This window comes from Wolbachia endosymbiont (group B) of Apotomis betuletana, from assembly GCF_947250475.1.
Lineage (GTDB): Bacteria > Pseudomonadota > Alphaproteobacteria > Rickettsiales > Anaplasmataceae > Wolbachia.
In genome coordinates, this window is the sequence record NZ_OX366320.1 from 57,599 (window position 1) to 72,000 (window position 14,402).

The window sequence follows — 14,402 nt, forward strand, 5'->3', positions numbered from 1 at the left end:
TAAGGAAGTTATGTCAACATCAGTCACAGTTGCGTATGGTGATGGTATCGGACCAGAAATTATGGAAGCGGTGCTGTCGATATTGCGTGAAGCGAAAGCAAAGATTTCAGTAGATATTATTGAAATAGGAGAGTGTGTTTATAGTAAAGAATGGTCTCACGGCATTTCTCCAAGTGGTTGGGAATCTATTGAAAGGACAAAGATATTACTAAAATCTCCGACGACAACTCCTCAAGGCAAAGGGCACAAAAGCCTAAATGTGGCGCTCAGAAAGAACCTAGGGTTATATGCAAATATCAGATCATGCATTTCATATCATCCTGTTATAGAAAATAAATTCGGTAAGTTTGATATCGTAGTAATACGCGAAAATGAAGAAGATGTTTACACCGGAATAGAGCATAGGCTCACTGGTGACTCGTACCAATGCACTAAAATTATTACTAGATCTGGCTCAGAAAAAATATGCAGGTACGCTTTTGAATATGCGAAAAAACATAACAGAAAGAAAGTAACTTGCCTGACTAAAGACAACATAATGAAAATGACTGACGGCGCTTTTCATGCAGCGTTTGATCGTATTGCAAAAGAATATCCGGATATAAAGGCGGAACATTATATAGTTGATATTGGAATGGCACGTGTTGCCACAGAACCCGAGAATTTCGATGTTATAGTAACTGAAAATCTATATGGCGACATATTATCAGATATAGTGGCACAAACCTCAGGTTCTGTAGGGCTTGCAGGAAGTAGCAATATAGGTAATGAATATGCAATGTTTGAAGCGGTTCACGGCTCTGCTCCTGATATTGCAGGAAAAAACATAGCTAATCCTTCTGGTCTTTTAAATGCTGCAGTGCATATGTTGGTCTATATCGGTCAAGTGAGTACTGCAAAGCTAATTTACAATGCATGGTTAAAAACCTTAGAAGATGGAATACACACTGCTGATTTATATAAGGAGAAAAAGAGCAAGCAGAAAGTTGGGACAAAAGAATTTGCACAAGCTGTTATAGATAATCTAGGAAAGAAACCTGCAACATTACCTGAGATTATAATTAGCAGTGATTTGGATAGTAAAATAAATAAAGTACAAGACCATTACGAACAAGATTACAAAGTTAAAAAGCTAGTGGGTAGTGATATAGCGCTTGCTTGGGACAAATCCAACAATTTTGATCAAATAGTAAGATTATTTGAATCGAGTAATCTGAAAATGATAGCAATATACTCAAAAGGACTTGCAATTTGGCCAGGAGGCTCAAAATCTTCAAGTGACCAAATAACCTGCAGGTTTATCGCAAATAATGAAAAGCAAGCTATTACAAATATTGATGTGAATAACTTGCTAATCAAACTTGAAGAAAATAGCTTTGACGTGGTGAGAATGGATAAATTGTATTTATATGATGGAAAAGAGGGTTTTTTCTCCTGATTATTGCTTAATGTTTTTGTGTTTGCGTAAAACACTAAATATGATATATTTATGTGAGGAATAGTAATGAGTCAACATTTTAAGTTAACTAATCAGGAGTTTCGTGATAATGCTAATCTGTTCGACATATTAGAAATAGAAGCTAAGCAAGTTGTAGACAAGAATTATGAAGAGCTTAGCGCAATTTTGAAGAAGCAGCATAAGAAGTTAATTCTTGTAAACCATCCTGACAAAGGTGGAGACAAAAATAGATTTGATCAGATTTATAAAGCTTATCAAGAGCTAAAAAAGTACATTGAACCTTTGGAGTCAGGAAATCCTTGTGTTAAAGTCAGTGTTGGTGCTGAAAGTAATGGACGTTTAACGGCAAGAGAGTTTCACTATAGGAGAAAGTTGTTTAACGAGCTAAAAATCAGTGAGGAAGAAGCTGTAGGTAAAGATTTTGATGGGTTGATTGCTATACTAAAAAGAAATGATTGTTCGTTTGGAGAAGACCTAAAAAGCTATAATGAACTTCAGGCTCAAATAGAGAGGATTTTGCTAAATCCAAATTTAGATAATTTTCAGAAGAGTGTACAAAGTGCAAAGTTAATGCAAGAGTTATATCAATATATAGCAAAGCCAAGCATACAATTATTCAATTATATTACTCCTCTAAAAGAAAAGAGAAGCCTAATTGAAGAAGATAAAAAGACATTAGCATTGAAATTTATAGAGCGCAAAAATGCTCTAATGTTAGTACCAAAAATAAGTTTTCTGCCTTTAGCTATATTAACTATAATTACTATAGGTTGCTATTTTTCATGGTGGATCATAGCACTTAATATCATTATTGATAACGCCTCTCGTTTATTAGTAGGTCATTATATGAAAAAGCATGCCAATTCAGAAATTTCTACTGATGAATTCATAAGTAAGATGAGCTATATCGAGCTAAGCAGTAAACTTCTTATCAACTATCCTTTAGCTGCTTTTTCTGTTTATTTAGTTACAATAAATTTCATTGCTAATGGATTAACTGTTGGTGGAGCTGTACTTGGTCCACTATTGTTATTGGCAGTATTAATTGAAGCATTAGCTCCTATTTTCTCAAAAGGCTGTGAAATATATGCTGACAAGCACACAAAAGATTTACTAGAAGAGGATCCAAGAGATAGAGTGCAAAAGGAGACTGATCTGTTAGGACGGTATGATCCACGAAAACTGTTAATGCCAATTATCATGCCTCTTGTTAGAAAATGTTTTGCAGAAGTGGCAAGCGAGTTTGCTGAAAGGAATTTTGATGAGGTAAAAACTGATATGTCTGATGTTAATACTGAAGGACTACCTCATCCTCGAGCAATTGAATTTGCACAGCAAACAGTATAGTATAAGCTTTTAGCTCTATGCATGGACTCAAAAAAAGTAGAATTAATATTTGAAAAATTTCAACAGTCAAATCCTGCGCCAAAAATAGAGCTAAATTATACCAATCATTTTACGTTATTAGTTGCAATAGTTCTGTCAGCGCGGACGACCGATATAAGTGTTAATAAAATTACAAAGGAGCTATTTAGTATCGCTGATACGCCAGAAAAAATGTTGAATCTTGGGCAAAGTGAGCTGAGAAAATGCATAAGCAGTATTGGTTTATATAATTCCAAAGCAAAAAATATAATCGGGCTCAGTAAAATATTGATTGAGAGGTACAATAGCAAAGTGCCTACTAATTTCGATGATTTGGTATCTTTACCAGGGGTTGGGAGAAAGAGCGCTAATGTGTTCTTAAATTCAGGGCTTGGTATTCCAACATTGGCAGTTGATACTCACGTTTTTAGAGTGAGCAATAGAGTTGGGCTTGTGAAAGAAAAAGATGTACTTAAAACAGAGCAGTCTCTTTTGAATGTAGTGCCAAAAAAATACCTACTTTATGCTCATCATTGGCTAGTTTTGCATGGTAGATATGTTTGCAAAGCGCAAAAACCTTCGTGTGAAACATGCATAATTCATGATTTATGTGAGTTTGAATGCAAGAGGTTAGTATCTCTTCTTTTTTAATTCAAGTAGCTCACAGAGGTGAAAAAGATTACTTTACACATTTTTCCATTTTCCTTATCATAAGACTGAAGGTATTTTATTATCTTCAATCTGTGCAGATTAAACGACAAAAGTATTATACAGTTGGCGTCTTATTTTTAATTTTTTGCACTATGTGCACCTTATGTCTTCACAATATTTCTAGGTTTTTACCTACATAAGCTGAAACGAGCTTATAAAACGTTTAAGACAGTATAGAACGCCAATTTTCAGGATTAGAGAGTAACAACTAGCTAACGTAAGAGATCTTTTGCCTGGTTGGAAAAATGTAGGCGACTTTGGAAAAATTGCGAGCGTAAACTTAATACTAGCCTACAAATTTGCTTTTACTTCTTTCCTCCTCAAAAGATTATGAACAGGTTCTAAGAGATAAGAAATATAAACCAAAAAGCCATTGGATGACAAAGTTAATGCTTTTTTAGTTTTAATGGTTTATATTTTATTTCTATAACAGTAAAGGAATATTAAAATGGGAGATGTTTTTTCGATGTCAATGGAATCTTCTAAAGACAATAAAGATAGAAATGAACAATTTCTCATGCAAGTAGCTGCTTGGTTGGTTGATAACACTAGCTTAACTTTTGATCAAATAGCACAATGTTGCAAGTTATCCCTTGAAAAAGTACAAGACATAGCTGATGAGGAAATAGAAGTTGAAAAGTATGACCCTATTATTTCTGAAATAATTACTGAAAAAGAAATCGATAATTGCAAAAAAAATCCAAATCGTGTACCAAATTTGATTATAAAAAATATGAAAAAAAGGGCAAAGACGATTAGCTTTCTTGCCTTTGCTTCCACAGCAAGGCGTAGAGATAAACCTAATGCGATTTATTATTTGGTAAAAAAATTTCCTATCTTGAACAATAATGTGATAGCTAAGCTAGTTAGTACAACAAATTACACAGTTGAGCAGGTAAGAGATGGATCTCATCATAACATACTCAATATCAAACCTCAAGATCCTGTACTACTTGGTTTATGTAGCCAGGAAAATTTAGAAGCGGAAGTAGAAAAAGCGAAAGTAGAAGAAGAGAAGAAACAAAGATTAAAAAATATAAATAATAGCTATTGATGATTCTCAAATTCTTGTACTTTGTTAATATTAAATTGACTTGACTTGTTAGTTTTTATCAGTATAATGTAAGTAAAGTATCTAGTTTAATAATAATTAAGTCTAAATACGCACTAAAAACTAGCTCAGCCTAATTTATTGTTTTATACTCACATTTTAGGTTAGTAAGCATCAATTAAAATTTTTGGAGGATTATGACAACAATCAATGAAGATGTCTTAGCAAAAGGAGAGGTTGTAGGTCAACCTGAAAAAAGCGAACAAATTCATAATGCTGACGCAGTAAAACAAATGACCAGTGAAGGTGCTGAAAAAAACAAGAAAACGTTGGACCTGAGCGAATTGAAAGAGAAAACAGCAGAAGAATTGTTAGAGCTAGCTGAAGAAAGAAAAATTTCAACTAGTGGTAAAGGCAATGGCAGGATGCTAAAACAGGAAATGATATTCAGTTTAATGAAGAAAATGAGTGAAGAAGGAGGCATAACCACAGGAAGTGGAGTAGTGGAAATATTGCCTGATGGTTTTGGTTTCTTACGTTCATCAAGTGCAAATTATGCTCCAAGTACCGATGATGTTTATATTTCCAATGGCCAAATAAAGAAGTTTAATTTACGTACAGGAGATATGGCATGTGGAGAAATAAGGCCACCTGGTGATAAGGAAAGATATTTTACTTTAACTAAGGTTCACAGTATAAACTCTACTGAAATCAGTGAATTAAGAAAGTACGTACATTTTGATAATTTGCTTCCACTTTATCCTGAAAAAAGCCTCATCCTTGAAAACAACAGTAGCGGAGATAATAAAAAAGATATAAACATGCGTGCTGTAGATATAGTTACACCTCTTGGAAAAGGACAAAGAGCATTGATAGTTGCTCCACCTCGTACAGGAAAAACGATATTGCTTCAGCAAATGGCTCACTCTATAGCTACAAATCATCCTGAAATAGAACTAATAGTATTACTTATAGATGAAAGACCCGAAGAGGTAACAGATATGATACGCTCTGTAAAGGGTGAAGTGGTAAGCTCTACATTTGATGAACCTGCCTACCGTCATGTCCAACTTGCTGAAATAGTAATAGAAAAAGCTAAAAGAATGGTTGAACACAAAAAAGATGTAGTGATTTTGCTTGATTCTATAACTCGCCTTGCACGTGCTTATAATGCAGTCATTCCTTCGTCTGGAAAGGTTCTAACCGGTGGTGTAGATTCAAATGCGCTGCAAAGACCAAAACGCTTTTTTGGAGCAGCTCGTAATATTGAAAATGGTGGTTCTTTGACAATCATCGCTACAGCCCTTATAGAAACTGGTTCAAAAATGGATGATGTTATTTTTGAAGAGTTTAAAGGCACAGGTAATGCTGAAATTATACTAGATAGAAAACTTGCTGATAAACGTATATTCCCTGCTATTGATATTACAAAATCCGGAACAAGGAAGGAAGAGCTATTAGTTGATAAGGCCATACTAAATAAAATATGGGTATTGCGTAGGATACTTAACCCTATGGGATCTGTTGAAGCAATGGAGTTTTTACGTGACAAATTACTTTTAACAAAGAGCAATGCTGACTTTTTTAACTCCATGAATCACTAAAAGTAAGCCAATTCTGATGGAGCAAAAAAGCAAAGCTCTCTTATAGCTAAAATAATTTGGATTTATCAAAATATATTAAGCTGGCAATCTACCTTAAGTTGCTATTCCAACTTATAGCACTGATTTTGATCAAAAATTTTATGTAGTCAGTTTATTTACAATCGATTTTCCAGTGTCAGCCACTTAGATGACATCTTTTTGACTCTTAATATTAATATGTTTATACAATTGTGTACCAGTGTTGAAATGACCCACTCAAAAGGGGATTGTATTTACTCTGAATCAGATGATAAATTAGATGCTTGGTAAGCGTAATTTGGAGCTTCCTGTGTAATGATTATATCATGAGCATGACTTTCTCTTAACCCTGATGAAGTAATAGTGACAAATTTGCAGTTTTTTTTCATCTCTTCTATATTACGGTTGCCAGTGTAACCCATTGCAGCTTGCAACCCACCAATTAACTGACAGATCACTCCTGAAGCTGGACCTTTAAAAGGAACTCTTGCTTCTACTCCTTGTGGGACTAAATCAAGTTTTGAATCTTGAAAATAACGGCTAGCTGACCCTCGTTTCATTGCACTAATAGATCCCATTCCTCGATATTCCTTATATGCTCTACCCTTATACATGATAATCTCACCTGGGCTTTCCTCAGTACCAGCAAAGATTGAACCTATCATCACAGTATCAGCACCAGCTGCAATAGCTTTTGCAACATCTCCCGAATATTTTATTCCACCATCAGCAATTAGTCTGACGTTTTTTGCTCTACACACCTCTGCAACATTCTTGATTGCAGAGAATTGCGGCATACCAACACCTGTAACTATTCTGGTAGTACAAATTGATCCGGGCCCTATTCCAACCTTTACTGCATCAACACCAGCATCAATTAACGCTTCAGCAGCCTCCTTTGTTGTAATATTTCCGCCGATTAATTGCGTATTCGGATACATCTTTTTTATTTCCTTAATGGTGCTGATAACGTTCTCGGAATGACCGTGAGCGGTATCTACAATAACCACATCGACTTCCTCTCCGATCAAAGCTTCACATCTTTCTATACCATCTTTTTTACCAGTACCAATTGCAGCGGCAACTCTGAGTCGACCTTTACTGTCTTTACATGAATTTGGATATCTATTGTATTTTTCGATGTCTTTAACTGTGATTAGACCTATGCAACAAGAATTTTCATCAACAACCAAAAGCTTCTCTATTCTATTTGCATGCAACAATTTCATTGCTGAGGCGCTGTTTACTGCCTGCTCTCGAACTGTTACTAACTTATCTTTTGTCATTACCTCGGAAACTTTTATATTCATGTTCTGGTCTTCAATAAACCTCACATCTCGATTAGTTAAAATTCCCACTAACTTGCGTTGATCAACTACAGGAATGCCGGAATAATTATACTCTCTCATTAATGAAACTGCTTCTGCAACCGTTTTATCTGGGGAAATTGTAATTGGGTTATACACGATCCAGCTTTCATATTTTTTCACCCTTCTTACTTCTAACACTTGTTCATCTATTGATAAATTCTTATGTATGCAACCTATTCCACCATGTTGGGCAATAGCTATTGCAAAGCCTGATTCAGTGACAGTGTCCATTGCAGAGGATATGAGAGGGATATTTAGTTCTATATTATTTGTTAGATAAGTTCTTGTGTCTGCATCACGAGGCAATACATCAGAATAGGCCGGTAAGAGAAGTACATCGTCAAACGAATAACAAGCTTCCATTTTTTTCATATGCTTTATTTAAAGCTTATACGCCAATTAATGAAATTGCAATAGAGCTTTTGCAAAATTAGCCTGGCTCCAGCTATTTTTAGATCAAAATAGGATAGAAGAGGTATGTAGCTCCTAATATATTTATCGCATAATTATATTATTTGCTATCAAACAGAACTGCTCAATAGTTAAGCTTTCTGGACGTTCGTCTCCACTCAGTTTAGCATTCTCAAGAGTAGTTGAGACATCACTAGTTATACTTTGCAAGCTATTTCTCAGCATCTTTCTTCTTTGAGCGAACACAGCACGTGTTAGCTTTGTTAAGGTTTCTAAATTTACTGCAAATCTTGGAGTGGGTAAAGGTTTTACTGTAATTACTGAAGAATATACTTTTGGTCTTGGAAAAAATTCCTTAGGTTCAATATCAAATTCCTTTTTTATGTCGCATAGTAACTGGCTTAGCACTGATAGGGAACCATAATCTTTAGAATTAGGTTCTGCTGTAATACGCTCTGCTACCTCCTTTTGGAACATTAACGTCAAATTCGTAAAAAATTTTATATTATTTAACCACTTTAAAAATAACGCTACTGAGATATTGTAAGGCAAGTTAGCAATGACTTTGACTGGACATTCTACCAGCTCTTTTTCTACAACATTAAGTGCATCTGCTTCTATAATTCTATATTTTCCCTGATGCTCATTTAGCAATTGTTCGTGATGTTTCACTAAACTACTATCTTTTTCTATAGAAAGTAGAAACTTTGGATTATATGCCAATATTTCTCTTGTTAACGCACCATACCCAGGACCAATTTCAATAACATTAAAATCTTTCAGGCTACCAGCTAAGGCAACTATTCTTTTTATTATCTCATTCGATAAAATAAAATTTTGCCCTAGACTCTTTTTTGGCTTCAGTAAAAATTTTTTCATATGATCTTAGTATGCAGTATTTTAAAAATTAGTTGACGAAAATTCATCAATAATTGTATATTGTCAGTGTATTTAATGCCGGCTTAGCTCAATTGGTAGAGCAACTGACTTGTAATCAGTAGGTTGTCAGTTCAAGTCCGACAGCCGGCACTCTCATTCATATAAGAAAAATTGATGTCTTTTTTAATAGTAGCAAATTGGAAAATGAATGGAACACGTTCTTCATTTGTTGACTTTATAGGCAAACTTAACAACAAGAGCAACGAAATTACCTCTAAATTAGTAATTTGCCCTCCTTTTACATCATTTCCAAGCAATATAGAGTTGAATAACAATATTAAAATAGGAGGACAGAATTGCCATCATAAAGAGTTCGGTTCTTACACAGGTGAAATTAGTGCAGGAATGTTGAAGGAACTAGGATGTAGTTACGTAATACTTGGACATTCTGAAAGGGCTCATGAAAAAGATAGTGAAATAAAACTTAAATCGAAAACAGCAATAGAATCAGGATTACACCCAATCATCTGTGTAGGTGAAAACTCAGAAGATTATAAAAATAAAAAAACAAAAGAAGTAATAGAATATCAATGCAAAAACCGTTTGCCAACACAAGGTGAATATACCATAGCATACGAACCGATATGGGCAATAGGAACAGGAAATGTGCCAAATAATGACGCAATTGCTGAGGTGATAGAGATAATAAAATTGTGTACTGGTAAAAAACACATTATATATGGTGGCTCAGTCAGCTCAGAAAATATAGGAAACTTGCTCAGTATTCCAAATCTATTGGGAGTTTTAATTGGTAGTGCAAGCTTAGATTTTGATCACTTTTATCAAATTATACAACAAGTCAAGAAAAAATTTTCTCTTAATTAATTCTAAAGGATAAATACTCTTATTGTCATGGCAAGGGAGTTGGCAAAATGTGTCAAGGAGTTTTCTATTGGCTAAGGTTGTGACAATAAAGTTAAGCACTGCCAAAAACTATGGAAGAAGTCATTATAATTTGTATTATATCTTTATAAAATGGTTCGCATAAGTTATCTAGAAGTGCAACTAAACAAATACAAAAATCAAAGTGTTGCGGTTTTCGGCCTTGGTAAAACTGGTTTGTCCGTTATTAATGCTCTAACAAAAAGCAGTGCAAAAATATATGCATGGGATGATAATAAAGAGCAAATAGCAAATGCAAAAAAGATATATAAAGAGTGTAACTTTACTCATCCCAATGAGTATAATTGGCATGAGATAAGCACACTAATTTTGAGCCCTGGAGTGCCAATACCAACGCATTGGGTAGTAAAACTTGCAAGAAGCTTTGACTGCAAAATAAAATCAGACATTGAGCTATTTCTTGAAACTAAAACTACAAGCCAGAAGGTTGTAGGCATCACTGGAACAAATGGCAAATCAACCACCACGTCACTAATAGGGCACATATTAAAATCCACAGGGAAAAAAGTAGCTATTGGCGGGAATTTAGGTGTGCCTATTTTGGATTTAGAAAGAGATGCAGAAATTTATGTAATTGAATTCTCCTCTTTTCAATTGGAGCTAATAAATAAAATGAATGTAGACATTTCTGTATTGCTCAACATCACACCAGACCACATAGATAGACATGGAAGTATGAATAACTACATAGCAACTAAATTAAAACTGATAAACAGTAGCAAGATTGCCGTGATAGGATGTGATAACAAAATTACCGCTGATGTATTCAATAAATTCACTGGGAACAAAATTCCAATCTCAGCTTCGATGTCACCCTCTTTGTCATCCCAGTGCCTAGGCACTGGGAAACTAGAGAATCATAGCTTATCAGTAAGCGACGTGAAAATAAACCTAGTATCCAATGTAGAAAATATAGTAGCTGCACACGCTGTGTGCAAGTTACTTGGAGTAGATAGCAGCACTATTGTCAATGAAATCAAATCCTTTCCAGGGCTAAGACACAGAAATGAATTTCTTGGCAAAATACATAATGTACTTTTTATCAACGATAGCAAAGCAACCAATGCAGAATCGACCGAAAAGGCAATTTTATCTTATAAAAACATATATTGGATTGTTGGCGGAAAAAGCAAAAAAGGCGGAATAGAATCATTAAGCAAGCATTTCACCAAGATTAGAAAAGCTTTTCTTATTGGAGAATCAACTGAAGTTTTTGCAAACATTATGGAGAACAAAATAGATTATATGAAGTGCTATAATCTAGAAAACGCATTTAAACTGGCTTTTGAAGAGGCCATAAATAGCAAAGAAGAAGTAGCGATATTACTTTCTCCTGCATGTTCTTCTTTTGATCAGTGGAAAAATTTTGAAGAGCGCGGTGAAGCATTTTGCAGAATGTTTGAAAATCTCAGGTACAATTATATGTGATGTTTAGTATAGTATTGTATGGAACAAAAGTTAATAGTAGATGAGCTGATTAAGGTTATTCCATTTGAAGGAATAAGTGATGCAACCTTATTGAAAGTGTGCACGAACCTTAACCTAGCCAATAGTTTTTGTAAATTTCAAAATGGAATATATAGTGCTTTGGAGTACATAGCAGAGGACTTAAATAGCTCAATGGAAACTGAACTTTGGAATTCCAATTTAGAAGATATGAAGGTAAGAGAGCGGATAAAGTTAGCTGTCCAAATACGCCTTTCAAACTATGCTAAGTTACAAAATTACAGAGAGTTTTTAAAAAATGTTTTATCATTCTCTATATTACCCCAAAATACATATTTTTCTAGTAAACTCTTGTACAGAACTGTTAGCGCGATTTGGTATGGCATTCATGATCAATCAACAGATTTTAACTACTATACAAAAAGAGCAATATTAGCTGGAGTGTACTTAAGTACGATACTTTTTTTTATCAATGATTATTCAGAAGATTTTGCAGATACCCTGTCGTTTCTTGACAAACGTATCAACAATGTCATGACATTTCAAAAGTTTAAAACCCGTTTGAATAGAATGGTAAGAAACTTCTTATAGCCTCTTTACTTATACGAGTTACTCGTATTTATACCTAAAGCTGCCTTGATTTTTATGTTAAGATAATTGAACATCCACTAACAGTGAGCTTAACAAAGAACTTGATTGAAAGCAATACATTAGAAAGTAGTTTTACTGGAAACTTGAAGTAGACAGAATTGATACACATAAAGCTGATCCATGTACAAAAGTATCTGTTCAGATACACGACTAATGCTGTGTGATCCATAGAGGTTATTACAATAAGAATGTAAGATCAAATAGAAATTTGGATTTGCAGTAGTTTATAGACCTTATTACAATTGCAAAGGATAAATTAGTTAATCTAGGGTTAAACTACGTCTGAGTTGGATAAAACTATACAAAGAGTTGGGTCATGCAGGAAAGGTATGTCAGCATTATGGTGTTTCACGTTTTACCTTACGCAAATGGTACAAACGTTATGAAGAGTTAGGTGAAAAAGGATTAGTAGATCTCAGTAGTAAGCCTAAAACTTCACCTTTGCAAAAGATCAATGAACCAGATGAGCAGCTTATTCTTCATCTAAGACAAACTAGAAAGCTAGGGGCAAGGCGTATTCAAACCGAGTTAAGACGTCTATATGATTTATCCTTGTCATTGGCTACTATACACAAAATTTTCAAAAAACATGATGTAAGTCTTCTGCATGTTAAACGTCATTATCGCAAACAGGTCAAGCGTTATAACTGTAAAGTACCTGGAGAGCGTGTGCAGATGGATGTGTGCAAAATATCGTCAGGGCTTTATTCAGGAAATTGTGGACTTTAATATATCGGAATTTAGTAACTTCAATAAATTGTGATATATCTCTTACAGATTCATTCAAACTTAATTAAGTGGGAGTATTGTTAATGCGAAAAGGGTTTAATTAAAATGGTATGGCGTGTGAGGAAGACATACATCAATTGGTAGAAAGTGGATTTGATATTAACTCAAAAGATGTAAGCGGAGTCACTCTCTTGCATAAGTTTACAAAAGAAGGCGATTTAGTTGGAGTAAAATCATTATTAGAGCACGAAGCTGACTTTAATGTTGTGGACAATGAAAATAGAAATCCACTGCATTATGCTATTATGCATGGACACAAAAAAATTGCTAAACTTCTTGTTAATCAACTGACAATTAATTCTAGAGATAAAAATGGATTTACTCCACTTCACCTTGCTACACTACAAGATGACACAGAATTAATGGATTTTTTAATAACAAAAGGCGCAAAAGTTAATGAAAAAGATGCTGAGGAAGGCTATACTCCTCTTCACATAGCTTCATTATACGGTTCTAAAAAGAGCGTCCAGATTTTAATTGATAGCGGAGCAAATCTTGAATGTGAAGATAATAACTTTCGTACTCCTTTATTTTTGACCATTTATCAATGTACTACACATTATGAAAGTAGAGCAGAGATTATAGAATATCTGATAAAGAAAGGTGCAAACATAGAAGCAAAAGATGCAGAAAATAATACTACGCTTTTTCTAGCAGCATATAACAACAAAATGCAACTGGTAAAGCTTATTGTAAAGCAAGCAAAAGCTAAGTTAAAAGAGTTTATTTGCACAAAAAATAAACATGGTTTTGATGCACTGGATTGCGCTATTAAGCATAATAATAGGCAAATGGTAACATTTCTTGTTTCAAAGGGAATAGAAGCAGATGACCAAGATTGTAGCGGTAACACCAGGTTACATAAAGCTAGCTATAATGGTGATACTAAAGCAGTTAAGTTCTTATTGGAGCTTAAGGTAAACGTTAATGCCGTCACTAGATGCAACAGAACTCCTCTGCTACTTGCAGCTAAAAAAGGCCATGTAGAAATTGTAAGAATGTTGTTAGCAGTAAAAGCCAATATGAATATTTGTGATCAACAAGGTTTTACACCTCTGCATCTTACTATTCAAAAGGATTATTTTGATATAGCTCAGCTATTAATAGAAAAAGGGGCAATTAATTGTAGTAATGATTATACTGCAATAGATATGTTTATTGACAAGGCTCATAGCAAAAAAAATATTGAAGAAAATTACAAAAAATTTTGTAGGTTTTTGATGCTTTACTTGAAAGAGCTACATAGTAAACACAAAGCCTTTTGTGTACTTTCAATCCTAGCTCTAAGCTTAACAATTATAGGTTTACCATTTATTTTCAAGCCTATTATTAAATATAGAGAAAGAAGTAAAATATATAAAAAAATTAGGGCTATGCTGATTTATATTTAAGTATAACAGGAGAACTAAGCTAATATATGACAATTATCTGCTCGATAAAAATGGAATTAAATGTATCCGTTTAGCAGAGTGGCAAAATAAAATAGACAAAACCATAAAAATAAATGGTGTCATGCAATTTGAGCTTCGGCATAGATCCCACATAAATTTTTTGGTACATATTTTTTCAACATTAATTTCGTATTCCATTCAAAGAATATTAATATTGGCATATAAGTATGAATATTATGCTAATATAATTACTTTTTAGGTATACATGGCAAATTTATGCCTGGAAACAGTTTT

The 14,402-nt window shown here is 34.0% G+C and carries 11 protein-coding genes, 1 tRNA gene and 2 pseudogenes; 12 read left to right on the forward strand and 2 right to left on the reverse strand.

The window, feature by feature from the left end:
- Positions 1–10: 10 nt before the first annotated feature.
- The 6 genes and pseudogenes from icd to rho all read left to right on the forward strand — a co-directional run bounded on the left by icd (position 11) and on the right by rho (position 6,190).
- On the forward strand, positions 11–1,438 hold the full coding sequence (icd, locus tag OOK82_RS00250) for an isocitrate dehydrogenase (RefSeq protein ID WP_264686630.1): 1,428 nt from the start codon (positions 11–13) through the stop codon (positions 1,436–1,438).
- Between the two features lie 66 nt (positions 1,439–1,504).
- Entirely contained in the window at positions 1,505–2,806 is a 1,302-nt protein-coding gene (locus OOK82_RS00255; protein ID WP_264704259.1) for a molecular chaperone DnaJ, read from the forward strand.
- A gap of 21 nt (positions 2,807–2,827) precedes the next feature.
- A complete protein-coding gene (nth, locus tag OOK82_RS00260; protein WP_010402332.1) occupies positions 2,828–3,475 on the forward strand; it encodes an endonuclease III in 648 nt (215 codons plus the stop codon).
- A 279-nt stretch (positions 3,476–3,754) separates the two neighbouring features.
- A pseudogene (locus OOK82_RS00265) lies at positions 3,755–3,869 on the forward strand (IS5/IS1182 family transposase); the annotation flags it as partial.
- 114 nt (positions 3,870–3,983) lie between these two features.
- Positions 3,984–4,589: a cell cycle transcriptional regulator TrcR gene (locus tag OOK82_RS00270; protein WP_064086031.1), complete on the forward strand. Its 606-nt coding sequence runs from the start codon at positions 3,984–3,986 to the stop codon at positions 4,587–4,589.
- Between the two features lie 194 nt (positions 4,590–4,783).
- Positions 4,784–6,190, forward strand: a complete 1,407-nt coding sequence (gene rho, locus OOK82_RS00275) for a transcription termination factor Rho (protein WP_264378026.1) — start codon at positions 4,784–4,786, stop codon at positions 6,188–6,190.
- 272 nt (positions 6,191–6,462) lie between these two features.
- Here rho and guaB read toward each other — a convergent pair whose 3' ends face one another.
- Positions 6,463–7,950 carry an IMP dehydrogenase gene (guaB, locus tag OOK82_RS00280; protein ID WP_010402276.1) on the reverse strand — a complete coding sequence of 496 codons (1,488 nt, stop codon included), beginning with the start codon at positions 7,948–7,950 and terminating at the stop codon, positions 6,463–6,465.
- Positions 7,951–8,073: 123 nt separating this feature from the next.
- Positions 8,074–8,868 (reverse strand): 16S rRNA (adenine(1518)-N(6)/adenine(1519)-N(6))-dimethyltransferase RsmA, encoded by a 795-nt coding sequence (gene rsmA / locus OOK82_RS00285; RefSeq protein WP_264704260.1) that lies wholly within the window; start codon positions 8,866–8,868, stop codon positions 8,074–8,076.
- Between the two features lie 77 nt (positions 8,869–8,945).
- On the opposite strand from rsmA, the gene OOK82_RS00290 reads away from it, so the two are divergent.
- The 6 genes and pseudogenes from OOK82_RS00290 to OOK82_RS00315 all read left to right on the forward strand — a co-directional run bounded on the left by OOK82_RS00290 (position 8,946) and on the right by OOK82_RS00315 (position 14,108).
- Positions 8,946–9,018, forward strand: a tRNA-Thr gene (locus tag OOK82_RS00290).
- A gap of 24 nt (positions 9,019–9,042) precedes the next feature.
- The gene (locus tag OOK82_RS00295; protein WP_264686627.1) at positions 9,043–9,753 is read left to right on the forward strand and encodes a triosephosphate isomerase; all 711 of its coding nucleotides are present in this window, start codon (positions 9,043–9,045) and stop codon (positions 9,751–9,753) included.
- Positions 9,754–9,903: 150 nt separating this feature from the next.
- Positions 9,904–11,259: a UDP-N-acetylmuramoyl-L-alanine--D-glutamate ligase gene (murD, locus tag OOK82_RS00300; protein ID WP_264704261.1), complete on the forward strand. Its 1,356-nt coding sequence runs from the start codon at positions 9,904–9,906 to the stop codon at positions 11,257–11,259.
- 18 nt (positions 11,260–11,277) lie between these two features.
- Entirely contained in the window at positions 11,278–11,868 is a 591-nt protein-coding gene (locus OOK82_RS00305) for a COQ9 family protein (protein WP_007301970.1), read from the forward strand.
- A gap of 339 nt (positions 11,869–12,207) precedes the next feature.
- A pseudogene (locus OOK82_RS00310) lies at positions 12,208–12,657 on the forward strand (helix-turn-helix domain-containing protein); the annotation flags it as partial.
- Between the two features lie 110 nt (positions 12,658–12,767).
- The gene (locus tag OOK82_RS00315; protein ID WP_264374963.1) at positions 12,768–14,108 is read left to right on the forward strand and encodes an ankyrin repeat domain-containing protein; all 1,341 of its coding nucleotides are present in this window, start codon (positions 12,768–12,770) and stop codon (positions 14,106–14,108) included.
- Positions 14,109–14,402 lie beyond the last annotated feature (294 nt).

Coding starts and splice junctions, on each gene's coding strand:
- icd (WP_264686630.1), top strand. CDS start 11: ATGTCAACATCAGTCACAGTTGCGTATGGTGATGGTATCGGACCAGAA.
- OOK82_RS00255 (WP_264704259.1), top strand. CDS start 1,505: ATGAGTCAACATTTTAAGTTAACTAATCAGGAGTTTCGTGATAATGCT.
- nth (WP_010402332.1), top strand. CDS start 2,828: ATGGACTCAAAAAAAGTAGAATTAATATTTGAAAAATTTCAACAGTCA.
- OOK82_RS00270 (WP_064086031.1), top strand. CDS start 3,984: ATGGGAGATGTTTTTTCGATGTCAATGGAATCTTCTAAAGACAATAAA.
- rho (WP_264378026.1), top strand. CDS start 4,784: ATGACAACAATCAATGAAGATGTCTTAGCAAAAGGAGAGGTTGTAGGT.
- guaB (WP_010402276.1), bottom strand. CDS start 7,950: ATGAAAAAAATGGAAGCTTGTTATTCGTTTGACGATGTACTTCTCTTA.
- rsmA (WP_264704260.1), bottom strand. CDS start 8,868: ATGAAAAAATTTTTACTGAAGCCAAAAAAGAGTCTAGGGCAAAATTTT.
- OOK82_RS00295 (WP_264686627.1), top strand. CDS start 9,043: ATGTCTTTTTTAATAGTAGCAAATTGGAAAATGAATGGAACACGTTCT.
- murD (WP_264704261.1), top strand. CDS start 9,904: ATGGTTCGCATAAGTTATCTAGAAGTGCAACTAAACAAATACAAAAAT.
- OOK82_RS00305 (WP_007301970.1), top strand. CDS start 11,278: ATGGAACAAAAGTTAATAGTAGATGAGCTGATTAAGGTTATTCCATTT.
- OOK82_RS00315 (WP_264374963.1), top strand. CDS start 12,768: ATGGCGTGTGAGGAAGACATACATCAATTGGTAGAAAGTGGATTTGAT.